This is a genomic window from Streptosporangium sp. NPDC048886 (genome assembly GCF_055586905.1).
Window position 1 is genome coordinate 84,672 of record NZ_JBVJHH010000037.1, and the last position, 21,873, is coordinate 106,544.

The 21,873-nt window shown below is 71.7% G+C and carries 24 protein-coding genes; 11 read left to right on the top strand and 13 right to left on the bottom strand.

What is annotated here, in order from left to right:
- The first annotated feature begins 29 nt into the window (after positions 1-29).
- Both ACZ6R6_RS36340 and ACZ6R6_RS36345 read left to right on the top strand, forming a co-directional pair.
- On the top strand, positions 30-419 hold the full coding sequence (locus tag ACZ6R6_RS36340; RefSeq protein WP_306873181.1) for a GntR family transcriptional regulator: 390 nt from the start codon (positions 30-32) through the stop codon (positions 417-419).
- Entirely contained in the window at positions 416-1,561 is a 1,146-nt protein-coding gene (locus ACZ6R6_RS36345) for a DUF1648 domain-containing protein (RefSeq protein ID WP_470101181.1), read from the top strand. Before ACZ6R6_RS36340 ends, ACZ6R6_RS36345 begins: the two co-directional genes overlap by 4 nt.
- Positions 1,562-1,727: 166 nt before the next feature.
- Here ACZ6R6_RS36345 and ACZ6R6_RS36350 read toward each other — a convergent pair whose 3' ends face one another.
- Positions 1,728-2,357, bottom strand: coding sequence for a class I SAM-dependent methyltransferase (locus ACZ6R6_RS36350; protein WP_470101183.1), 630 nt, complete (start codon positions 2,355-2,357; stop codon positions 1,728-1,730).
- A 126-nt stretch (positions 2,358-2,483) separates the two neighbouring features.
- On the opposite strand from ACZ6R6_RS36350, the gene ACZ6R6_RS36355 reads away from it, so the two are divergent.
- Positions 2,484-3,164: a TetR/AcrR family transcriptional regulator gene (locus tag ACZ6R6_RS36355; RefSeq protein WP_470101185.1), complete on the top strand. Its 681-nt coding sequence runs from the start codon at positions 2,484-2,486 to the stop codon at positions 3,162-3,164.
- 48 nt (positions 3,165-3,212) lie between these two features.
- Here the strand turns inward: ACZ6R6_RS36355 and ACZ6R6_RS36360 are convergent, their stop codons facing one another.
- Both ACZ6R6_RS36360 and ACZ6R6_RS36365 read right to left on the bottom strand, forming a co-directional pair.
- On the bottom strand, positions 3,213-3,770 hold the full coding sequence (locus ACZ6R6_RS36360; protein WP_470101187.1) for a YdeI/OmpD-associated family protein: 558 nt from the start codon (positions 3,768-3,770) through the stop codon (positions 3,213-3,215).
- Positions 3,767-4,150, bottom strand: coding sequence for a VOC family protein (locus tag ACZ6R6_RS36365; protein WP_470101189.1), 384 nt, complete (start codon positions 4,148-4,150; stop codon positions 3,767-3,769). Before ACZ6R6_RS36365 ends, ACZ6R6_RS36360 begins: the two co-directional genes overlap by 4 nt.
- Before the next feature lie 100 nt (positions 4,151-4,250).
- Here ACZ6R6_RS36365 and ACZ6R6_RS36370 point away from each other — a divergent pair, with 100 nt between their 5' ends.
- Positions 4,251-5,225, top strand: coding sequence for a helix-turn-helix transcriptional regulator (locus tag ACZ6R6_RS36370; RefSeq protein ID WP_470101191.1), 975 nt, complete (start codon positions 4,251-4,253; stop codon positions 5,223-5,225).
- Positions 5,226-5,307: 82 nt separating this feature from the next.
- Here ACZ6R6_RS36370 and ACZ6R6_RS36375 read toward each other — a convergent pair whose 3' ends face one another.
- From ACZ6R6_RS36375 to ACZ6R6_RS36390, 4 genes are all read right to left on the bottom strand, one after another.
- On the bottom strand, positions 5,308-6,507 hold the full coding sequence (locus ACZ6R6_RS36375; protein ID WP_470101193.1) for a cytochrome P450: 1,200 nt from the start codon (positions 6,505-6,507) through the stop codon (positions 5,308-5,310).
- The gene (locus ACZ6R6_RS36380; protein WP_470101195.1) at positions 6,504-6,869 is read right to left on the bottom strand and encodes a hypothetical protein; all 366 of its coding nucleotides are present in this window, start codon (positions 6,867-6,869) and stop codon (positions 6,504-6,506) included. Before ACZ6R6_RS36380 ends, ACZ6R6_RS36375 begins: the two co-directional genes overlap by 4 nt.
- Positions 6,866-7,348, bottom strand: coding sequence for a GbsR/MarR family transcriptional regulator (locus tag ACZ6R6_RS36385; protein WP_470101197.1), 483 nt, complete (start codon positions 7,346-7,348; stop codon positions 6,866-6,868). The genes ACZ6R6_RS36380 and ACZ6R6_RS36385 overlap by 4 nt, the downstream gene beginning before the upstream one ends.
- 228 nt (positions 7,349-7,576) lie before the next feature.
- Positions 7,577-8,551: a helix-turn-helix domain-containing protein gene (locus ACZ6R6_RS36390; RefSeq protein ID WP_470101199.1), complete on the bottom strand. Its 975-nt coding sequence runs from the start codon at positions 8,549-8,551 to the stop codon at positions 7,577-7,579.
- A 70-nt stretch (positions 8,552-8,621) separates the two neighbouring features.
- On the opposite strand from ACZ6R6_RS36390, the gene ACZ6R6_RS36395 reads away from it, so the two are divergent.
- A complete protein-coding gene (locus ACZ6R6_RS36395) occupies positions 8,622-8,954 on the top strand; it encodes a cupin domain-containing protein (protein WP_470101201.1) in 333 nt (110 codons plus the stop codon).
- A gap of 132 nt (positions 8,955-9,086) precedes the next feature.
- Here ACZ6R6_RS36395 and ACZ6R6_RS36400 read toward each other — a convergent pair whose 3' ends face one another.
- Positions 9,087-9,704 (bottom strand): dihydrofolate reductase family protein, encoded by a 618-nt coding sequence (locus ACZ6R6_RS36400; protein WP_470101203.1) that lies wholly within the window; start codon positions 9,702-9,704, stop codon positions 9,087-9,089.
- 137 nt (positions 9,705-9,841) lie between these two features.
- Between ACZ6R6_RS36400 and ACZ6R6_RS36405 the strand changes: the two genes are divergently transcribed.
- Complete coding sequence (locus tag ACZ6R6_RS36405) at positions 9,842-12,562, top strand: helix-turn-helix transcriptional regulator (protein WP_470101205.1); 2,721 nt, start codon at positions 9,842-9,844, stop codon at positions 12,560-12,562.
- A gap of 203 nt (positions 12,563-12,765) precedes the next feature.
- Positions 12,766-15,645, top strand: coding sequence for a DUF7824 domain-containing protein (locus tag ACZ6R6_RS36410; protein WP_470101206.1), 2,880 nt, complete (start codon positions 12,766-12,768; stop codon positions 15,643-15,645).
- A gap of 54 nt (positions 15,646-15,699) precedes the next feature.
- On the opposite strand, the gene ACZ6R6_RS36415 is transcribed toward ACZ6R6_RS36410, so the two are convergent.
- Positions 15,700-16,407 (bottom strand): type 1 glutamine amidotransferase, encoded by a 708-nt coding sequence (locus tag ACZ6R6_RS36415; RefSeq protein WP_470101208.1) that lies wholly within the window; start codon positions 16,405-16,407, stop codon positions 15,700-15,702.
- 84 nt (positions 16,408-16,491) lie between these two features.
- On the opposite strand from ACZ6R6_RS36415, the gene ACZ6R6_RS36420 reads away from it, so the two are divergent.
- The gene (locus tag ACZ6R6_RS36420; RefSeq protein ID WP_470101210.1) at positions 16,492-16,884 is read left to right on the top strand and encodes a VOC family protein; all 393 of its coding nucleotides are present in this window, start codon (positions 16,492-16,494) and stop codon (positions 16,882-16,884) included.
- A 405-nt stretch (positions 16,885-17,289) separates the two neighbouring features.
- On the opposite strand, the gene ACZ6R6_RS36425 is transcribed toward ACZ6R6_RS36420, so the two are convergent.
- Both ACZ6R6_RS36425 and ACZ6R6_RS36430 read right to left on the bottom strand, forming a co-directional pair.
- A complete protein-coding gene (locus ACZ6R6_RS36425) occupies positions 17,290-17,718 on the bottom strand; it encodes an SRPBCC family protein (RefSeq protein ID WP_470101212.1) in 429 nt (142 codons plus the stop codon).
- Between the two features lie 383 nt (positions 17,719-18,101).
- Complete coding sequence (locus ACZ6R6_RS36430; protein ID WP_470101214.1) at positions 18,102-18,419, bottom strand: helix-turn-helix domain-containing protein; 318 nt, start codon at positions 18,417-18,419, stop codon at positions 18,102-18,104.
- Between the two features lie 87 nt (positions 18,420-18,506).
- Between ACZ6R6_RS36430 and ACZ6R6_RS36435 the strand changes: the two genes are divergently transcribed.
- The 3 genes from ACZ6R6_RS36435 to ACZ6R6_RS36445 are packed head-to-tail and all read left to right on the top strand — an operon-like array spanning position 18,507 to position 20,730.
- Positions 18,507-19,133 carry a class I SAM-dependent methyltransferase gene (locus ACZ6R6_RS36435; RefSeq protein WP_470101216.1) on the top strand — a complete coding sequence of 209 codons (627 nt, stop codon included), beginning with the start codon at positions 18,507-18,509 and terminating at the stop codon, positions 19,131-19,133.
- Positions 19,134-19,175: 42 nt separating this feature from the next.
- The gene (locus ACZ6R6_RS36440) at positions 19,176-19,676 is read left to right on the top strand and encodes a DinB family protein (RefSeq protein ID WP_470101218.1); all 501 of its coding nucleotides are present in this window, start codon (positions 19,176-19,178) and stop codon (positions 19,674-19,676) included.
- 25 nt (positions 19,677-19,701) lie between these two features.
- The gene (locus ACZ6R6_RS36445) at positions 19,702-20,730 is read left to right on the top strand and encodes an alpha/beta fold hydrolase (RefSeq protein ID WP_470101220.1); all 1,029 of its coding nucleotides are present in this window, start codon (positions 19,702-19,704) and stop codon (positions 20,728-20,730) included.
- Here ACZ6R6_RS36445 and ACZ6R6_RS36450 read toward each other — a convergent pair.
- Positions 20,696-21,142: an epoxide hydrolase N-terminal domain-containing protein gene (locus ACZ6R6_RS36450; RefSeq protein ID WP_470101222.1), complete on the bottom strand. Its 447-nt coding sequence runs from the start codon at positions 21,140-21,142 to the stop codon at positions 20,696-20,698. The two genes, ACZ6R6_RS36445 and ACZ6R6_RS36450, sit on opposite strands and share 35 nt — an antisense overlap.
- A 23-nt stretch (positions 21,143-21,165) precedes the next feature.
- Positions 21,166-21,849: a helix-turn-helix domain-containing protein gene (locus ACZ6R6_RS36455; RefSeq protein WP_470101224.1), complete on the bottom strand. Its 684-nt coding sequence runs from the start codon at positions 21,847-21,849 to the stop codon at positions 21,166-21,168.
- Positions 21,850-21,873 lie beyond the last annotated feature (24 nt).

Below are 21,873 nucleotides of genomic sequence, written 5' to 3' on the forward strand. Positions count from 1 at the left end.
ATTAGTTGTATATCAGATAGAGTGATGGTGTGCAGCTGACCCTTGACCTCGACAGCGAGGTCCCGATCTACCAGCAGATCCGGGACCGGATCGTGGAGGCGATCGCCAGACGGCAGGCGCGGGAAGGTGACCCGCTACCCTCCACGCGGCAACTCGCCGCGGACTTCGGCGTCAACTTCCATACCGTGAACAAGGCCTATGACCTGCTGCGACAGCAGGGCGTGATCCGGATCAACCGCAAGAGTGGCGCGGTCGTGCGGCGCGATGCCGACACCGGCCCGCCCGAGGCACCCTTTATCGACGACTGGGAGGAACGCATGCGCGTGCTGCTGGCGGAAGCCACTGTTCACGGCATGGACCGGCAGGATGTGCTGCGCCGGTGCGAGGCCCTGCTGATCGGCTTCGAGGAGACGGCGTGATCCCGTTGCTCGGCGCCGACCTGATCCTCGTCGCACTGGTGACGTCCTTCATGCTGGCCCTGCCGGCGCTGGCCAGGCCCACGCTGCCGTTCGGAGTGCGCGTGGGCATCGAGCGGGCGGGCGATCCCGTCGTCATCGCGGCGCGGCGGTCCTACGCCCGCCTGGTCGTCGTGGCGGCCGCGATCGTCGTGGCGGTCTCGATCCTCGTGCTGCTGGTCACCGGATCTCCGGCCGTGATCGGCGTCACCACGACGGCGGTGCTCGTCGTGGACCTGCTGCTGTACCACCGGGCTCATCGCAGGGTCCGCGCCGCCAAGCACGCCGGTGAGTGGGCGGCCGGGCGGCGTCAGGGCGTCACCGTGGACACCACCTTCCGCACCGACCCGGTCCGCGTGCCGTGGCCGTGGGGGCTGCCCGCCCTGGCCGTTCTGCTGCTGACCGGGGGCACTGGCTGGTCACGCTACGGCGGGCTGCCCGCCACGCTGCCGCTGTTTCCCGGGTACGGCGCGACCTCCACGGAGCGGGTGCCCACGACCCTCGTGAGCGCCTTCCAGCCGGTGATCTACCAGATCGCCGTCATCCTGATCGTCCTCGCCGCGGTCCTGGTCGTGCTGCGCGCCCGTCCCGACCTCGACGCCGCCAGGCCCAGGGGCTCGGCCCGCCGTTACCGCGTCTACCTGCGCGGCGTCGCGGTGATGTCGCTGCTGTCGGCGGCCTGCCTGAACCTGAGCCTGTTCCTCGCGGCGCTGCCGCTGTGGGAGATCGTCGACCCCACGATCATCTGGCAGGTGGGCGTCTACGTCCCGCTCGTCGCGATGCTGGGCGGCTGGCTGGTCTGGGAGACCAAGGTCGGCCAGGCCGGGCACCGGCTGCCCGCCCTGCCGGGGGAGGAGCAGGAGGACTCCGGGATCGGCCAGCGCGACGACGACCGCCACTGGTTCCTCGCCGGCGCCGTCTACGTCAACCGCCGCGACCCGGCCCTCCTCGTGCACTCCCGCCTCGCCTCCTCCTCGTGGACGCTCAACCTCGGCCACCCGATCGCCTGGCTCCTGATCGGCGTCCTCGCCGCCGTCCTGATCGTGTTCGGCGTGCTGGCGCTGGCGGGCGTCGTGGATCTGCCCCGGAAGCACAACGTCTTCTGAGCATTCACCGGCGGCGCGCCGGGCTCGACCCCGTACTCGGACACGGTCGCGCCCGGACGGCGTGCCCATCGGGGTCCTCCCGGCGGGCACGGGGCCGGACCGGCGGCGGGGGAGAAGCGGACAGATCGCGCCGGTGGGACGCGCGCATGGCACGCGGCCTACGCCCTCATCCGACCGTCGCCGTCCCGATCACGCGGGGAGAGCTGGGCCCGGCGCGGCCGTCGATGAGGAAATCGAAATGCCGGGCCCGGTCGATGGCGAATCCCGCGTCGGTGATGGCCCGCTCGGTGTCGCGGGCGAGGTGGCAGCCTGCCCCCTGCAACGGCCAGACCAGGTCCAGGGCGCGCTGCGTCCGCGCGAGATCCGGACGCGACGAGCGGATGTGCTCGTAGAAGTACAGGTGACCGCCGGGGCGCAGCACGCGGGCCGCTTCGGCCAGGCAACGGGGGACATCGCGGACCGAGCACAGCACCTGGGAGGCCACGACGGCATCGACCGAGTCGTCCGGCAGCGGCAGGTGCTCGGCGTGGCCCGGGTGGACCTGTACGGGTACGGGCGCGTGGGCGGCGGCGCGTTCGGCCAGCAGGCACAGCTGCGGCTCGGGTTCGACGGCGATGACCTGCCGCACGGCGGGCGGGTAGTGGCGGAAGTTGGCGCCGTGCCCGGCTCCGATCTCCAGGACCCGGCCGCCGGCCCCGGCGAGCAGTTCCCGGCGGTGTGCGAGCGCTCCGTGGGCGTCCTCGTAATCGCTGACGCGCGGGTAGCGGCGCGCGAACAACGGATGGCGGACCGTCATCCTGGCGAACATCCTTCCGAGCTGTCGGCCGGCACCGGGCGGGGCCTCCTACCTCTCCTGAACAGCGTTCATGTACAGCGTCCATTAACGCTGTACATGAGAGCCTGCGCCACATATGGTTGTCAAGTGGCTGCAGAGAAACTGACCCGTCAGGCCGTCGTCGAGCGGGCGATGAAGATCGCCGACACCGACGGACTCCAAGCGGTCACCATCCGCCGGCTGGCCGCCGAGCTCGGCGTCGCGCCGACGGCGCTGTACTGGCATGTCAAGAACAAGGACGAACTGCTTTCCGCGCTCGCCGACCGCCTGCTCGCGGCGCTCGTCGCCGACGCGGATCCGGACCGGTCCTGGGACCGGCGTCTCCGGGCGATGGTCACCGCGCTGGTGGAGCAGACCCGCGCGCACCCATACCTGTCCACCCTGCTACCGATGATCGACAAGAGCGCGACCGAGGGATACCGCCGGGCCACCGACACCGCGATCGGGCTGCTCACCGAGGCCGGGTTCACGCTCCAGCAAGCCGACCAGGTGGCCACCTACCTGCTCCTGGGGGCCACGGCGATGGTCTCCTGCCAGCCCGGCGGCGTGGGAGGCGACGGGGAGGAGGCCGCGGAGCTCAGGCGGCAGCACCGCCTCGACCTGGAACGCCTGCCCCCCGGTCGTTACCCCCACCTGGCCGCCTTCGCCACCACCCTCTCCGACCCTCCCGACATCGACGCCTACTACGCCTTCGGCGTCAACCTCCTGCTGGCGGCGGTGGAGACCACGGCCCCGCCCGAGGACCTTCCGAATTCCGCTCCCGCCTGACGCCTTACGGCCCCGTGCATGATCGGACGTTGTTTTTCGGGCGCCGGGTCAGGCCTCCAGTCCTGCGATCACCGTGGCCAGGCAGGTGGCCCTGCTCCGGGGGGTGCGGGTCTTGGCCAGGCGCAGGATCACGGCGTACTGGCCCGTCCTGCCCAGGCAGTCGTAGGCGGCTCTGGCCCTGGGGTGCTCCTCCAGCGCCGCGACCAGGTCGGGCGGGGCGGTGGCGTTGCGCTGGGAGGGGTAGGCGGCGCTCCACCGCCCGTCCGCCTGGGCGGAGGCGATCTCCGCGGCCCCCGGGGGGCGCATCCGCCCCTCGGCGATCAGCGCCTCCGCCTGCTCGACGTTCATCTGCGACCACGGGCTGCCGGTACGGCGCCGCGAGTATCGCTGCAGGTAGAACTTCTCGTCGAAGGAGCGGCGGTGACTGTCGATCCAGCCGTAACACAGGCAGGCGGCCAGCGCCTGCGGCTGCGTCACCGAGGTCGCACCCGACCCCTTCTTGGCGATCTTCAGCCAGACGCCCGTCCCTCCGTCGTGGTGCCCGGCCAGCCAGGATTCCCACTGAGCGGCGTCCTCGAAGGTGAGGACCTCCTCCTCCGCGCTCATCGGGCCGACTCCACGACCTTCAGGTAGTGAGCGTTGTACATGACGCCCAGGATGTTGCCGAAGGGGTCGACCACCGAGGCGGTCACGAACCCGGGGCCGCGCTCGGTGAGCGGGTCGTACACCTTCGCGCCCATCGAGATGAGCCGCTCCACCGTGGCCGCCACGTCGTCGACGTGCCAGTACACGATCACGCCCGCCGGGCCGCTCGCCGCGCCCTCGGGGGCGTAGCGGCTGTCGATCAGGCCCAGCTCGTGCTGGAAGTCACCGACGCGGAACTCGGCGTATCCGGGCCGCTCGAAGTAGGGGCTCATGCCCAGCAGTTCGGTGTACCAGCGGACGGCCTCCGCGTGGTCCTCGGCCCAGTAGCTGATGGTGGTCATTCCGCGCAACATGGTGTTCTCCCTTGCCGTTCGCTTGATAACTGAAGAGTAGACTCTTAATAGGTCAGTGAATGTCCTAGCAGTGCGGCAGAGTGAAGTCATGCGCGATCCATCTGGCCGGCTGCTGCAACTGCTGTCCCTGCTGCAGACCCCGAAAGAGTGGCCCGGCACCGAACTGGCGGACCGGCTCGGCGTCACCACCCGCACCATCCGCCGCGACATCGACCGGCTGCGCGAGCTCGGCTATCCCGTGCACGCCGCCCAGGGCAACATCGGCGGCTACCGCCTCACCGCCGGTACGGCCATGCCGCCGCTGCTGCTGGACGACGAGGAGGCCGTCGCCATCGCCATCGGGTTGCGCACCGCCGCCACCGCGGCCGTCGCGGGGGTGGAGGAGACCTCGCTGCGCGCCCTGGCCAAGCTGGAACAGCTCCTGCCGCAACGGCTGCGCCGCCGGGTGGCCTCGCTCTCCCGCGCGACTGTCATCCTGCCGCCCACCCCGGGACCCACCACCGACGCCGAGGACCTGGCCGCGCTCGCGGCTGCCTGCGTCATCCACGAGAGGGTCCGTTTCGCCTACACCACGGCCAGCGGCCAGAGCAGCCGCCGCCTGGTGGAGCCGCACCGGCTGGTGGCCTCGGGGCGGCTGTGGTATCTGGTCGCCTTCGACGCCGAGCGCTCCGCCTGGCGCTCCTTCCGCCTGGACCGTCTCACCGACGTCCAGCGCACCGGTGTCCACCTGCCCGCCCGCGAGCTGCCCGGCGGCGTCGACGCTCTCACCTGGGTGAAGCAGGCGATCGCGGCGGGCTCCATCCGGGCCACAGTGCTCCTGCACACGCCGTTCGAGCGGGCCGCCGAGCAGGTCCCCGCCTGGCAGGGCGAGCTGGAGCCTGTCGACGAGCACACCTGCCGGCTGCGCACCCACCCCGACGCGCCCCACTACCTGGCCTACCGCCTGACCCTGCTGCCCATGGACTACACCCTGCTCGACCCGCCGCTCCTGGCCGAGCACCTGGCGTCGATCGCCGAGCGGGCGGGCAACGCCATCCGCGACTTCCCGCGCAGCACCAGTTGACCCGGTCGCTGATCACCCGGAAGCCTCCCGGCCGGCACCGGGAGGCTTCCGCGCGCGGTCGGACCGCCGCTGAGCGACGTGGTCAGGCCAGCGTCAGGCGGCGCACGCCCGTCATGGTCGGTGTGGGCATGAACTGCACCGGATCGTCCGGGTCGGCGCGCAGGACGTCGAACCGGTCGAGCAGGACGTTCAGCGCGACCCGCCCCTCCAGGCGGGCCAGCGGCGCGCCCAGGCAGAAGTGGATGCCGCGGCCGAAGGCCAGATGCGGGTTGGGATCGCGGCCGGGGTCGAAGACGCCCGGGTCGGGGAACTGCCTCGGGTCCCTGTTGGCCGAGCCGAGCCAGGCCATGATGAGCTGGTCGGCCGGGATCGTCACACCGCCCAACTCGGTCTCGCGGGTGGTGGCGCGGCCCAGCGCGGCGAACGGGGTGAACAGGCGCAGCGACTCCTCGATGACGGCCGGGATCAGGGCGCGGTCGGCGCGGGCCCGCTTCTGCTGCTCGGGGAAGGCGTCGAGGCACAGCACCGTGTTGCCGAGCAGCATCGTGGTGGTGATGTGCCCGGCGAGCAGCAGTACGATCGCGAAGTTGACCACCTGCTCCGCCGGCAGGTGCTCGCCGTCCACCTCGGCCTCGACCAGCCGGGTGAGCAGGTCGGCCCGCGGGTGACGCCGGCGTTCCGCGGCGTGCGCGGCCAGGTAGGCGCTCATCTCCTGCCACGGTCCGAGCGTGGCCCGCAGGGCCGCGTCCTGCTTCTCGGCCGGCTCGGTGAGCGAGATCTTGGCGTCGCGCTCGAACAGCGCGTCTGCCCACTTCTTGAACAGGGCGCGGTCGCTGCTGGGCACCCCCAGCAGCTCGGCGATGACGATGACGGGGAGCGGGTAGGCCAGATCGGTCACCAGCTCCAGCCGCCCGCGCTCGCGTGCCCCGTCCAGCAGCTCGCCGGTGAGCGCGGCGATCCTGGGTTCGAGCTCCGCCACGACCCTGCGGGTGAACGCGCTGGTCACCAGCTTGCGCAGCTTGCCGTGCTCGGGCGGGTCGAGCTGGGTGATGAAGCCCTCCAGCGAGAACTCCTCGGCCTCCGGCATCAGGCCCTTGGGGATCACGCGCATGGTGTCGGAGGAGTACGTCGCGGGGTCGCCGAGGAGCTCCTGCGCCTCGGGGAAGCCGTGGACGTTCCATATGCCGGTGGTGGCGTCGTGCTCGACGGGCGGGCCCGATCGGGGGCCGCGCAGCCAGAAGTGCTGCTCAGGGATGTGGTACCGCTCGACGATGTCGGTCATCGCCCCTCCTTTGATGGTGGTCGGCCGAACGTGAACCGGTAGGTGTGGCCCATGTTCCGCAGCGCCGGGACGGCGTTGATCAGCCGGTTGAGCACGCGGTGGCGGCCTACCGGGATCCTGCGGCAGTGCTTTCCGAAGGAGGCCCGCAGGCCCACGAGGAACTGGTTGCCCTCCGGGTCGAGGCGGCGGCTGAGCTTGGCGAAGTCGTGGTCGATGCGCTCGACGGCCTCGGCCGCGCAGCGGTCGCCGAGGATCGGCGCCGGCAGCCGGCTCCCGTACGCCCGCAGGTGGAGGGTGCCGAGCGGGGGCCAGGTGATCCCCTCGTCACCGATGCCGGTGAAATCCACCTTCTCCGCGTTCATCGGCCTCCATACGTGCCGTCCGCCTGCTTGTCGCGATATTCCTGCCAGCGTTCGACCAGCCCGTCCGCGTCGTGCTCGATGAAGGCGAAGAACTGCCTCGACTCCTCCACCTGCGCCCGCTGTTCGGGCCGGTCCTCGCCGACGACCGACAGCCCGAAGTCAAGCGTCTCCAGGCCGAGCCGCACGCCGGCGAGCTGGACCCCGAGGGCGTGCGCCCATCCGCCCCGCACGATCCGATAGCGGTGCTCGCGGCCCGGCGCGGGCACCCGCTCCAGCATTCCGGCCCCCTCCATCTGGCGGGCGACCGTGCTGACCGCGGTCTTGCTCACGCCGAGGTCGGCGGCCAGCTCGGTGAGCGACTGGTGCGGCGGGTCGCAGATCATCAGCCACGCGTACATGCGGCCCATCGTCCGCGTCGCGGCGAACCGCTCGAAGACCAGCCCCATCCGGTCGACGAACTCGCGCTCCCTCTGCTCCACTCGCCCTCTCCAGTCACATCATCAAGTACGTACTTTACGTAAAGTACGCCTGAGCCATCCCCTGGGCAATAGGCCTTCGCGGGAGGTTTCTTCGGCCGGCGAGACACGGTGATGTCCTTGGCGAGGTGCCCGTAGACGGTGGAGCGCGGCAGGCCGGACAGGCCGGCGATCTGCGGGACGGCCTTGTCCCGTGTGCCGCGCAGCTCCTGCGCGGGCGCGATCGGCGCCTCAGGCGCTCGGTCGCGTGCCGCCGGCACGGCGGCCGAAGGAGCGGCGGTAGGCGGCAGGCGTGGTGCGCACCATCGCGTGGAAACGTCTGCGGAGGTTGGCGGCCGAGGACAGGCCGACCCTGGTCGCGATCGTCTCCACCGGGAGGTCCGTTTCTTCCAGAAGGGTGCGGGCCGCCATGATGCGTTGCTGGAGCAGCCATCGGCCGGGGGCGATGCCTAGCTGGTCGTCGAACCTGCGGGCGAGCGTGCGCGGGGAGACCTTGGCCTGCGCGGCGAGGTCGCTGACGGCGAGGGGCTCATGCAGCCGTTCGACGGCCCAGTCGAGGATGGTGGCCAGAGACTCCGGCGGGTGGCCGGTGAGGGCCGGAGCGGCGTACTGCAGTTGCCCGCCCTCGCGATGCGGCGGCATGACCATGTGCCGAGCGATCTGCTCGGCGTGGGCGGCGCCATGGTCGGTGCGGGCCAGGTGCAGGCACAGGTCGATGCCCGCGGCGGTGCCGGCGCTGGTGGCGACGTCGCCCAGGTCGATGTACAGCGTGTCCGGCTCGACCTGAACGGCGGGGAAGCAGGCGGCGAGCTCGGCGGCCATCCGCCAGTGGGTGGTCGCCCTGCGGTGATCCAGCAGTCCCGCCTGCGCGAGGAGGAAGGCGCCGGAGCAGATCGCGACGATGCGGGCGCCGCGCCGGTGGGCGTGCCGTACGGCGTCGATCACGGCGCGTGAGGCGGGTTGTTCCCGGCGATGCCAGCCGGGGATCACCACGGTGCCGGCGGTCTCCAGCGCGGGCAGCCCCTGGCCGACCACCATGTCATAGCCCGCCAGGGTCGGCACGGCGCCCGGATGCTCCGCGCACACGCCGAACTCGTAACGGGCGGGCAGACCGGGGCGGCGCATGCCGAAGACCTCGGCGGCGCACGCCAGCTCAAACGTGGACTGCGGTGGCAGTACCAGGGCGACCACTCGATGAGCACTCATGGCAGGAAAGTACCCGAAGGCGTCAATTCAGACGCTAGACCGGTACGGCCGGCGCCGCGACGATGGATCCATGACGCACAAGTCCGGTGATGTTCAGGTCCTGCACGTTGACGAGGTCGAACCGGTGGAGGTCGTCCCCGGGATCATCCGGCGGCGCCTGCCGACCACGGAATGGGCGCGCGGGTGGATGTATGACTTCGCCCCGGGGACCGAGTGGCCCGAGGTGGACGTGCACGAGGGAGAGGAACGCTACTACGTGATCTCGGGAGAGTTCATCGACCGTGGGCAACGCCTGGGACCGGGCAGTTATGTGGTGTTCGCGCCCGGCAGCACACACCGCCCGCGCACCGAGACCGGCGCGCGCATGCTCGGCATCAGCATCCTCACCCGTTGGCCGGCGTGATGCGTACCACCTGATCGGCGGTCGGTCCGGAGACCACCTGCCCTCCCGCGGCCCGCGGCCGAGCCTGCGTGGCCGCGGGCGGTACGTCGCGGAGCCGGCTCAGCGGCCTACCGGCCGACGTCGCGAAGGGGGTCAGCCCGCGTTCCTGATCCGGTCGTAGATCAGGCAGATCGCGTCGGACTCGGTGGTCGACAGGTCGGTGAGCGACCAGGACGTGGCGGGCAGGCCGTCGTGGAAGAGCCGGGCGCCGCCGCCGACCAGTTCCGGGCAGAGCGTGATGCTGAGCCGGTCCAGTCCCTCCCCGGCCAGCAGCGCCTTGATGACGCTGCTGCTGGCCAGGACGATGATGTCGCCGCCGGGCTGCCGGCGGAGCCGCTTGACCTCCTCGGCAGGATCGGCGTCGGCGAGGCGGGAGTTCTGCCACGGCGTCTCCGTCCGGGTCGAGGAAAAGACGATCTTCTCGGTCTCGTCGAGCCACTGGGCGAAGGCCCGATCCCGGGGGTCGGCGCTGTCGTCCTTGGCGACCGCCGGCCAGACGGAGCCGAAGCCCTCGTAGTTCTTGCGGCCGAGCAGGACGGTGGTGGCGGCGCCCGTCACCCGCACCATGTGGTCGCGGGCGCCGTCGGTGAGGGCGTGGGGGATGATCCAGCTCATGTCCACCTCGCCGGCCTGGCCGTTGACCCGGCCGTCGAGCGAGAGCGCGATGTTGGCGACAACCTTGCGGGCCTGGACGTCGGGGCTATGCGTCATGTCTGCTTTCCTTGGTGCTCGTGGCGACCCGGTGGCGCCGTGTGCGGCAATCCTGTCGTCCTGGCAGGCCCGGAACATCTGCCAGCTGGCAGAGATGCCGGTGAACCGGTGGCTGATCCGCTGGCATACTTCCCGGAATGTCTGCTGTCCGTCACGTTCCGCCAGAGCTGTCATCGTTTGTAGGTCGAGCCTCGGAGCTCGCGGCGATCGGCGACGCGGTGACGGCCGGGCGGGTCCTGACTCTGACCGGCCCGGGCGGATGCGGAAAGACCCGGCTGGCGATCCGCGTCTGCCAGACGGCGGCCGAAGCGTGGCCGGAGGGGGCGTTCTGGGTCGACTTGGAGGAGGAGACGGACGGCAGTCATGTCGCCCGCCGGATGGCGGCGGCGCTGGACGTCCTTCTGCCCGCCGGGCCGGATCCGGTGCCGGCGCTGGTCAGCGCGCTGCGGGATCGCGAATTCCTCGTGGTGGTCGACAACTGCGAGCACGTGCTGGACGACGCCGCCAGGGTCGTCGCGGCGGTGCTGTCGAAATGCCCGCGCGTGGCGGTGCTCGCCACCAGTCGCTCCAGGCTCGGCGTCGCCGGCGAGCGAGTGTGGCCGGTCCCGCCGATGGGCCTGGCCGATGCGCTGGAGCTGTTCCTCGAACGCGTCCGCGCCGGCGCGCCGGACGCGGCAAGCGGGGCAGCGGCTCGTCCCGGGGCGAGGCGGATCTGCGACCGGCTCGACCGGCTGCCGCTCGCGTTGGAGCTGGCCGCCGGCTGGGCGGGCGCGCTGTCGCTGGCGCAGATCGCGGACTCCCTGAGCGCGCCGTTCGCCCTCCTGGACGGCGGCGCGCGGACCGCGCCCTTCCGGCAGCGGACGCTGCAGGGGTCGATGAGCTGGAGCCACGACCTGCTCGATGACGACGAGCGGGTGCTGTTCCGGCGGATCGGGGTGTTCGAGCCCGGCTTCACCGCGGACGCCGTGACCCGGCTGGCCGCACTCGGCGGACCCGGCCGCGAACGCCTGCTCAAGGGGTTACGGGGGCTGATCGACAAATCGCTGGTCGTGGCGGACACGACGGGTGCGGTGGCCAGCTACCGGATGCTCGGGGTCGTCCGGATGTACGCGCTCGCCCGCCTGGAGGAGGCGCAGGAGGACGCGGCCGCCCGGGACCTGCACCTGGACGTCTATCTGTCCCTGCTGGAACGGCTGGCACCGCTGCTGGACACCGACAAGGACGCCTGGCGGATGCGACTGGGCGCCGCCTACCCCAACGTCCACGCCGCGATCGAGTGGGGGCTGTCGCGCGCCGACCCGACCCGGGGGCGGCGCCTGGCCGCAGCCTGCGCGTGGCTGTGGCACCTGGAGGGACGGGGCACCGAGGGGGTGCGGCTGCTGCGGCGGGCGGCGGCGCGAGGCGCGGATGAGCGGAGCCCGCTGCAGGCGGAGGTCCTGGCGGCGCTGGCAACGGCGCTCAACACCGCCGAGCCGGGTGTCGAAGCGTTCGAGGTGGCGCGGGCGGCGCAGAACATGGCCGCCGAGACCAGCGCGCCCGCGGCGGGACTGCCGGCACGACCGCTGGCCGCCCTCGGGCAGCTCGCCGTGGGCCTCACCGAGGCGCTGGAGGAGGCCCGGGCGGCCAGGGACGAGGCGGTTCGGGCCGGGGAGGGATCCGTCGCGGACTGCGCCGAGGCGGTCATCGGCCTGGTGCACGTACTCGCCGACGACTATCGTCAGGCGATCGAATGCCTTGACCGCGCTGTGAAAGGGCTTCTCGGGCGCGGCGACCGGGGTGTCGGGTCCCTCGCCCTGGGCTGGCTGGCGCTGGCCGCCGCCCGGTTAGGTGCGCTCCAGCGGGCGGACGAGCTGGCCCAGCGTGCCGTGACCACGGCGGAACCCTTACGTGATCTGCACTGGACCGGCTCGGCCCGGGTCGTCCTGGCCGAGATCCGCATTCTCCAGGGCCGCCTGGAGGAGGCCACAGCCGCGCTGGCGCCCATTGATCGCCTGATCACCGGATCGGGGCGGCTGCCGTTCATCACCGGCTGGGAGCGCTGCAAGGCGATGCTCGCGCTCGAACACGACCGCCCGCGAGAAGCGGTGGAGTGGTGCTGGCGGGAAGGCCGCTGGCAGGAGGAGCCGACCGAGGAATGGCTCGCGCCCGAGACCCAGCTGGTGCTGGCGGTCGCCCTGCGGCGGTCAGGCGACCACTCGGCCGCGGCACGGGTGCTTCACGCCCTGTCCGATGCGCCGGTGACCACACAGATGCCGCGCATCCGCGCGGGCGTACTGGATGAGCTGGCGCTGCTGATCCACGCGACCGACACCGAGCGAGCGCTGCACCTGCACCATGAGGCCCTACGGATCCGGATCGACCACGGTCTCGTCCTCGGCCGTGTCGCCAGCCTGGAATCCCTGGCGTTGCTCAACCTGCGGCGCGGTGTGGCCAAGACGGCCGGGGTGCTCGCGGGCGCCGCCGAGCGCGCCCGCTCCGACCTCGGGATCGCGCCCCGGCCGTTCCTGCATGCCGCCGTTGCCGACGAGGAGTTGCGGGCGCGGCTGCAAGAGCCGGCCCTGCACGGAGCCGTGGAGCACGGTCGTGCGATGGATCTGCCTGCAGCCGTCGGCTACGCCACCCGCGCGCGCGGGCCGCGCCGCCGGCCGGAGTCCGGATGGGAGAGCCTCACCCCGGCCGAGTGGTCAGTGGTGGAGCTCGCCGCCGAGGGGTTGTCCAATCCCGAGATCGCCACCCGCCTGTTCGTCGGCCGTGGCACGGTCAAGACTCACCTGGCGCACATCTACGCCAAACTTCAGGTCGCCAACCGCACCGAGCTCGCCCGCGCGGCGGCCGTGCACCTCAACCGGCACAACTAGCCCGCGGCTTTCACGGCCAACCCGGATCGGCCCGCTCCGCCCGCTGCTCCGGGAGGTGAGCGGGAGCCCGTTCGGAACGCGGCCTCCCGGCCCACAAGAAGGCCGAGTTGGTCGCGGTGGTCGAGGCCGGCACTGCGCTGGAGCGGGCCCGCCCGCTGCGGGTGATCCGGTTTCTGTCGGAGTCGATCTCTACGGTGTGCGCCATGACGACACACCCCCCGAAGAGCGGAGTCTGGCCGGGCGTGCGCGCGGCCATCACCGCCGGTGACCCGGCCCTGGTCGCGGACGCTGTGCTGGCCCTCGACGAGGCCGGGCGCCGCGAGGTGGCTCGCGAGCTGCCCGGCCACATCAGCGTCGCCAGGAAAGCGATCGCCGAACGCGACCGGCGCCGGGGCGTATGGACCGACGGCGAGGAATGGATCGAGCCCATGCGGGTCGCCGGCGCGGGTGTGCTCGGCGGGGCGGCGGCCGTCGCGACCTGGCTCTACCGCCGCGACTTCACCCGTTGGCGGCGGTCGCTCGACTCCGGGCCGCTGCTGCGTGTGATCGCCGCGCGGCCGCCGGGGTGGCAGGCCGACCTCGCCGTGCGGCTGGCCCTGCGGCTGCGCGGCAGCCGGGCCCAGGCCAGGGACGACAGCGTGCCGCTGGCCCTGGAGCTGCTGCGCCGCACCGGCGCCGTCCCGCCCGACCACGACCCGCTCACGGTCGCCTGGGTGTCCCAGCCGCCGGGCCTGGAGCACGACCCGCTGGCCGAGCACCTGGTGCCCCGGTTGTTCGAGGCCGAGGGTGTGGGCCGGGCGCTGCGCGAGGACAACATCGACCCGCCCTTCTGGGACTCCAGCCGCCGCACCTGGCTGGGGGCGCTGCGCGCCGCGGTCGCGGCCGGCCGGTCCGTTCCCGAGGTGCTGGTCGACGGCTGCGTACGCCGTTTCCTGCGCGGCGGCAGTGCCACCGACCTGCGCTTCTTCGCCCGCCTGCACGAGATGCTCGCCCCGGCGCCGAGCAAGGAGCGCACCCGCGACTACCTGCGGCTGCTGCCCGCCGCGCCGGGACCGGTGGCCGAGCTGGCGCTGCGGCAGCTGCGCGGCGCGGGGGAGCTGAGCGGTGAGGAGGTCAACGAGGCGGTGTCGGCGCTGCTGTCGCGCCCTGAGGGCAAGCTTGTGCGCGCCGGGCTGACCCTGCTGGACCAGGCCGCCCGCGACGCGGCCGGTGACCTCGACGACCTGGCCGCGGCGCTCGCCTCGGCATTGCTGTGCGAGTCGTACGAGGTGCGCGAGCGCACGGTGCGCCTGGCCGTCAAGCATGCCGGACGCTTCACGCCCGCCGGGGCCGAGGCCGTGCGCGAGGCGGCGAGCGTGCTGCCCGCCGAGCTGGCGGCACGGCTGTCGGAGGCGTACGGCGTGGTGGCGGCCGAGCCGGAGGTGGCCGACGACTTCGAGCCCGGGCCGCTGCCGCCCTTCGAGCCGCTCGCCCGCGAGCCGTTCCCGCCGGCGCTCGAGGACCTGACCGCCGCCTACGACCAGGTCGGTGACGGCATCACCTTCGAACGGTGGCTCGACGGCTTCGTCCGTGACCCGTCCAAGCGGCCGCGCCCCGGCCGGGGCCGCATCTACGAGCGGCGCCAGTGGTGCCGCCTCGACGAGTGGACGGAGGCACTGCTGCGCGAGGCCGCCGACCCCGGCGCGGAACCGCCCATCCCCGAGCCCGAACGCGCCCCCGAGTACGCCAGGCACGTCATCGGCGCGCGCACCACCGAGGGCGACGTCGAGGTGGACTTCGGCCGGCTGCCCGCAGAGCTGCGACAGAGCATCGCCGCAGGCCTCACCGGAAGCGGCATTCCGCTGGGCAACCTGGAGCGCTTCAGGGAGGGCCCGCCGCTCGAAGCGGAGATCCTGGACGTGATGATCATGTCGTCGGGTCACTGGAGAGACCGCGACGAGGAGGAGGACAGGCCGCGGGGCCGGCTGCCGGACCCGCGCCACGTCTCACCGCCGCACTATGCCATGCTGCTGCGCTGCGCCGAGGTCCACGCCGCGCTGAAGGCCGGGACGCTGCCGCCGTACCTGCTGGCCACCCCGACGCTGACCTCCGGTCACCTTGACCCCGCCGAGCTGGTGGCCCGCCTGGAGGGATACGAGCGGGCCGGCGTCCAGGCCCTCTCCGCCGACCTGGGGCAGGCGCTGCTGCGACTGCCGCGGGAGGTGGACCCGGAGGTGATCGACCGCGCCGGGAAGCTGACCTCGGAGGCGGGCGCCACGCTGGCGCGATGGCTGGCCGACCGGCCGGAGCCGGGGCTGCGCGTGGACTGGTCGCACGCCGGCGGCGACTACACGCACGACCGGCAGAAGGGTGAGCACAGTCCCCGGCTGCACCCGCGCATCCGGATCGAGCCGACGGGGCTGGCGCTGATCGACGCGCTGCTGTCCGATCCGCGTCCCTGGACGGGCGAAGGCGACGGCGTGTACATGGAGTCCTGGCGGCTGACGCTGCCCTCGGACCGGGAGGCAGTGGCCATGCACCTCCTGCCGCACCTGCTCAACACCTGGGGCCGGCCCGGTTACTTCCACGAGTACGTGGCCGCGCTGTTCTCCCAGGACGGGCCGGTGGGCGAGGCGGTGGCGCTGCTGATCGCCGTCCAGCTGACCGAGCGCGACATGTTCGCCTGGGAGGAGCGCGGCCGGCGGCTGCTGCTGGGCGCAGCCGCCGCAGGCTGCCTGCCCGCCGTGGAGTGCGGGCGGCAGCTCGGGCTGTCCCTGCGCAGGGACGTGACCAAGGTGAGCCACGTACGCTCGGCGCTGGAGGAATGCGCGGAACAGGGCGCGCACCGGCAGGTGTGGGAGATCATGACCGGACTGCTGCCCGCCTACCTGCCAGGACCGGACGAGCGGCCACATTCCGGGCACACCCAGGCGCTCTCCTTCGCGATCGACGCCGCCCGCCGGGCCGGAGCGCGCGGCCCCGTCCCGGCGGTCGCGGAGGCGGCGGCTCGCAAGGGGGCGAGCGGCTTCGTGCGCACCGCCCGCACCCTTCACGAGCAGCTGCTCAGGGGACAGGGGCAGACCACGACGCGGACGCACGCCTAGACGAGCGGAAGGCCGCTCGTCTGCCGGTCCCGGCCGGGGCCGCCAGGCGAACGGCTAGGGGCGTCCCTCCTTGACCAGGGTGGCGAAACGGGAGGCCACCTCACCCCAGGCGGCCCGCGAGAGCGGGTCGTCGGTCACGGCGGCGGCGTACAGCCCGTCGCGGTCAAGTCCTCGCCGGCGGGTGTACTCGACGTCCCACCGCTGGATGCGTTCAGGCCCCACCTCGGGATGGAACTGCACGCCCCAGGCGCGCTCGCCCAGCCGGAAGGCCTGGTAGGGGCAGCGTTCGGTCTCGGCCAGCCAGACCGCGTCCGGCGGCAGGGCCGTGATGGCGTCGATGTGGTTCTCGATCGCCGGGACGGCGGCGGGCAGCCCGCCGAAGACCACGTCGTCCGCCGCCTCGGCCCTCATGGTGATGGACGTACTGCCGTGCTCGGGCGCCCCGGCGTCGCCCTGGACCTTCCCGCCGCCGACCGAGGCCAGCATCTGCCCGCCGAGGCAGATGCCGAAGAACGGCACCGACCGGGCGAGGGCCTGCTCGACGAGGGCGCGGGTGGCCGGCAGCCAGGGCGCCCTGTCGTCGTCGTCCGGCAGGTAACCTCCGCCGAGCACGATCAGGCCGTCGTGCTCCAGCCGGGAGGGGAGGGCGGACCCGTCGAAGGCGGTGGCCACGTCGACGGCGACCCCGGCGGCCTCCAACCATTCCCCGAACCGGCCAGGACTCCCGTCCGTCTCGTTCTGTACGGCAAGCACACGCGGCATTTCCGACATGAGGCACGACTCTACCGCCCCTGCCGACACGCGCCCCTGCGAGCCCTCCGGCCCCAGGGGTCTTATGATCGGCAGATGCCCCTCGGTCATGTCGGCATGAACGTCAGCAACCTCGTCCGCGCCAAGGCGTACTACGACGAGTTCCTCCCCCAGGTCGGCTTCGAGAGCTTCTTCGCCGCCGCCGACGAGTTCTCCTACCGCCCGGCGGACGGCAAGCCGGGCACATACCTGTTCTTCTACCCTGCACTGGAGGACGGCGACTATTCACGCCACCGTCCCGGCCTGCAGCATCTGGCCTTCATGGTGAAGACACGCCAGGAGGTGGACCGCCTGCACGCGTGGGCGGCCGGCCGGGGCGCGACCGTGCTGCACGAGCCTCGGGAGTTCCCGCAGTACGGTCCCGCCTACTACGCCACGTTCTGGGAGGGCCCCGACGGCGTCATGCTGGAGGTGGTCTGCCACCGGTAGCCCTGTACTCAGGGGCGGGGGAGCGTCTCGTCGAGGGCGAGGAGCACGACCGCTGTGATCTGATCACCGTGCCGACGCTCTGGGCCTGCTGGGACTGCGGGACGGAGAACGAGATCCCCGCCGACGACGGACGATCACTTCGCCGAGCCTCGCCACGGCCGCCGGCGCCGCCTGCTCGGCGTGATCAGCGGCCAGGTGCCGGCGCCGCCCTGCGGAGTCCTCTGCCGGTTGTGGCGGCCGTGGCCAGGCGCTGCCGTACCGCGCGGAAGCCCAGGGGGAGGATGCGCCGCTGACCTGGTCCTTCGACAGTGTTGTCGTGCGCGGCCATGCTGATCTCCAGCGTTTCATGCCCTGCTGAATTTCACTGACCGCCTGGATCCGTTGATCCGTTCGCCAGAGAGAGCCTCAAGGCATCTCGCAGCGGTCTTTCAGAGCCTTGTTCAGGCGGATGACCATCTGCTCATATTTGTCGATCAACGGCGTGGCGAGAGGCACCAGCGCTCCGACCAGAGCTTCGCGCTGGACCAGCCTGGTGCCCTCACCTTGGGAGGTGAGCGTGAACTCGTGGACCGCCTCGAAGATGGCAGGACCGATCAATCGTCCCCGCCAGCGCAGCAGACGACCATCGGCGACGAGCACCGTGGTCGCGAAGGTCATCGCTCGCCCGCTTGGGGTCACCGGCATGCGCAGCGCCAGTCTGCCCCCAGGGACCAGCTCGCCGGACCCGCCGGTGAACATGGGATTCCACTCGCCGTAGCGAGAGAAGTCGACCAGGGTGTCCCAGACCTGTTCGGGGGAGACCGCGATGTCGATCGAGGCGGTGATCTGCCGCATTGACATTCCTTTCAAAGGATATTCATGATCACCTTAACAATTCCTGACGGAATGAGGTCGGCCGAGTCCAGCGCTGCTCTCCTGCAGGGCGTCCATCTCCCGGCCGGGGACATCGACCTCTTGGTGGCCCGACGAGAGGACGTGGACACGTTTGCCGCGGCCCTCGAACCGTATCGCTGCCTTTACCCGGCATCCTGGATCTCGGAAGCTGTGCAATTTCGATTCCGATCTCCTGCACACGGCGATGAATGCTCGCCGCCTTCCAGCGGAACGCCGGCAGATGATTCAAGATCGCCTCGCCGGTGCCCTCCCTGCCTGATCGTCCCCGTGCCGTCGTCCCACCCAGCAGGGAAGCTTGTCCTGGGGCGACGGCGACGGGAAGATCAGGCCTCCACTCCACCCCCGCCCGGGAATCCCGCCGGATCGCAGCGTAGGTCTCCACCTGATCGGCTTGAGGTGTGTCCGGGGGCGCCGGTGCGCGGGGCGCCGACGAGCTCGTCCAGCGGAACGTCGTAGGTGCGGGCCGGCGGCAGCAGCAATTCCAGGGCCGCCCGGCGCTGCCCGCTCTCCAGCCGAGACAGGGCGCTCTCCGACACGCCGGCCGTCGCCGCGAGGGCGGCGAGGGTGATGCCGCGGTCACGACGCGGCACACGAAGTCGCGGCCCCACCGGGTCAGGCACGTCGTCCGTTTCGCGATCCACGAGGCCATCTTGCCGGAACAGCAAGATTTCGTGCCAGATCGTGGCGCTCCTGGCAAGACTGAGCGCATACCGACAGAAGGAGCCTTGATGAGCACCACCGATGCGGTCACGTTCTGGGACGACGTCTACGCGGCCCGACCGGCGGCCGTCGGCCCGCAGCCGAACGCGCGCCTCACCGAGACGATGACGGGCCTGCTGCCCGGCGACGCGTTGGACCTCGGATGCGGCGACGGCGGCGACGCGCTGTGGCTCGCCGGCCAGGGATGGCACGTCACCGCCGTCGACATCTCGGCCGTGGCGGTCGGGCGGCTCGCCGCCCTCGCCCGTTCACACGGCCTGGGCGACCGCGTCCTCACCGTGCGCCACGACTTGCACGAGTCCTTCCCACATGGCGGATTCGACCTGATCTGTGCCCACTACCTGCACACTCCCCATGACCTGGACAGAGCAACCGTCCTGCGCTCCGCCGCACGCGCCCTGCGCCCGGGCGGGCGGCTGCTGGTCGTCGACCACGGCTCGGCCGCGCCGTGGTCGTGGAACCAGGACCCCGGCGTCCGGTATCCGAGCCCGCGGGAGGTCGCCGCGGGAATCGGCCTGGACCCGGCGACCTGGACGGTCGAGCGGGCCGACACACCCCGCCGGATCGCGACCGGACCGGGCGGGCGCACCGCCGAGATCACCGACCACGTCCTGCTCATCCGGCGCACCGCCTGACACGGCGACCAGAACCGCTCCCGACGAAGGAAGGAAACCGCTGTGCCCAGCACCACGCGCCGCGACCGTCGCGACGACACCCCGCCGCCCCGGACCGGGAGCGACGAGACCGCGATCCTGCGCGCATTCCTCGACTACCTCCGGACCTCGATCGCCGCGAAGGTCGAGGGTGCCCCCGAACCCCAGGTGCGAACAGCCGCGGTGCCGTCGGGCACGAACCTGCTCGGCCTGCTCAACCACCTGACTTCCGTCGAACGCTCAATGTTCCTCGGGGACGACGTCACCGACTGGCAGGCGACGTTCCAGGCCGCGCCGGCGAACAGTGTGGCCGACGTCGTCGCCCGCTACCGGGAAACGGTCGAGCTCGCGAACGAACTGCTCGACGGGTGCACCGATCTCGGCGCACCGATCCCTCGGCCGCGGCCGGGACGCCCCGCTCCCAGCATCCGCTGGGCCCTCACCCACATGATCGAGGAGACGGGCCGTCACGCCGGCCACGCGGACATCCTCCGCGAACTGATCGACGGCGCGACCGGGCGCTGACCCACCTTCTCCAGGACAGGACCACATGATCACCGCAACTCGTCCGTTGTCGCGCGGCTTCCTCCGATCCGCGCGTACGGTGGCGACCGTCACGCTCACCCTCCTGCTCACCATCGGCGCCGCCGCCTGTTCCACGCCGACAGCCGGGGACGTTCCCTCCTACGCCGTCGCCACGCAGGACGATCCCCAGTTCGGCAACACCTTCCGGCACGAGTTCTCCGACGTCGACGGCGTCCGCATGCACTACGTGACCGGCGGCAGCGGCACGCCGGTCGTGCTGATACACGGTTGGCCGCAGACCTGGTACGGCTGGTGGCCGATCATGCCGGCACTCGCCGAGAACCACACCGTCTACGCCGTCGACCTTCCCGGACTGGGCGACAGCACCGGCTCACCGACCGGCTACGACAAGGCCACGCTGGCGCGGTACGTGCACACGCTGATCGCCGATCGGCTCGGGGTGCGTGACGCCCGTGTCGTCGGGCACGATTTCGGCGCGGCAGTGGCATTCCAGTACGCCAGCCAGTTCCCCGGCGACACCGCGCGCCTCGGCTACTTCGACCTGCCGCTGCCCGGGCCCGCGATCGATGCGTCCACGTACCGCTCACTGAGCTGGCACATCGCCTTCCACTCCCAGCGACGGGTGCCCGAGGCGGTCGTGGGCGACGACGTCCGCGAGTACCTGGCCCTGTTCTATCCCCAGGTCTCGTTCGGTGGCACGGCGTTCGGCGGCACCTCGGATCGGTCGCCGTTCACCGACACCGAGATCGACGAGTACGCGCGGACCTACAGCCGACCGGCGGTCCTGTCGGGCGGCTTCGAGCTTTACCGCGCCCTCGACAAGGATGTCCGCGACACCGCGGCGGCGGCGCCGGTCCATGTCCCGACCCTGCTCATGACCGCCCAGGGGCAGCTCGACGCGGTCCGAGCCACTGTGGCCCCGCGCATGACCGAGATCGTGCGCGCGGTGGACGTGCCGCGCGCAGGGCACTGGCTCATCGAGGAGAACCCTCGGTTCGTCACCGCGGAGCTGGTGCGCTTCCTCGACGGATGAGTCCGGTCCGTCCGAGCCTCGAGCAGCCGCCGGCCGGAGGCCGCTCAAGGCTCGGACGCGCGGTTAGTCGCGGGCGCGTGCTTCGGCGGTGCTGCGGCACTGGAGTCCGCCACCGCGGTGGACGGCCCCGGGCTGCGCGGTGACGGCCTGCGCGGCGGGACGCCACCCGCTCCCTGGCCCGCCAGTCGTGCTGTCGCCAGGTGTCCAGCAGCATTCTCATCCGATCCAGCTCGATACCCTGCGTGGCGTCCGGCACCGTTTCCGGCTCGGGAAGCCGGACCCCGTCGAGACGAGCCCGCAGGTCCGTCAGGTCGCGGTCGGGAATGCGCATGGGGCAGGGCTCGATCTCAGGCGTTGTCGCCGCGTTTCCAGACATGGACGAAACCCTAGAAACAGGCCCTACAGGGTCCATGCCGGAGATTGCCGGGAAAACGGTCAGGAATTGCGATATGCCGAGGGACGGGTGCCGGTGTGCCGCAGGGAGGCCGTCGACAGAGCGCCGGGACTGGCGAAACCGCAGAGCGGCGCGATCCGGGCGACCGTGAGATCGGTATCCCGCAGCAGGCGCTGCGCCTTCTCGATTCGCAATCGGATGAGGAACCGGTGGGGCGTCTCTCCCGTCGCTGCGCTGAACACGCGAACAAGGTGATAGACGCTGAGATACACCTCGTCCGCGATGTCGGCCAGGGTGAGCGGTTCGGCCAGTCGGTCACGCATGACGGTGATCGCCGCACGGACGCGCGCGTCCTCCCGCACCGGCGCCCGTTGACCAGGCAGCCGGGAATGGCGGGTGAGCAGGTGCACGGCCAGGAAGGCGGCCGCGGACTCGGCGTACAGGTCGCCGGTCTCGTCCGCGGAGCCGACGGCGCGGACAGCCTCCTCGATCAGCGGATCACCGGCGGCCACGGACGCCGCCATGCTCGCGTAGTCCACCGCGCGGCCCCTCAGCCGCTCCGCGGTCCGTTCGACGGTGCCGCGCGGGATGTGGACCTGCACGCTGCGTAAGGGGCGGTCCGCGCGATAGCGACGGAGGGCGGGCCGGTCCGGGACAGCCAGTTCGAGCCGCCCCGGCACCCAGGCGTGGCGGCTCCATTGACCACCGGTCCGCGTCTCGATCACGGTCCGGCCTGCTACAGCAGTATC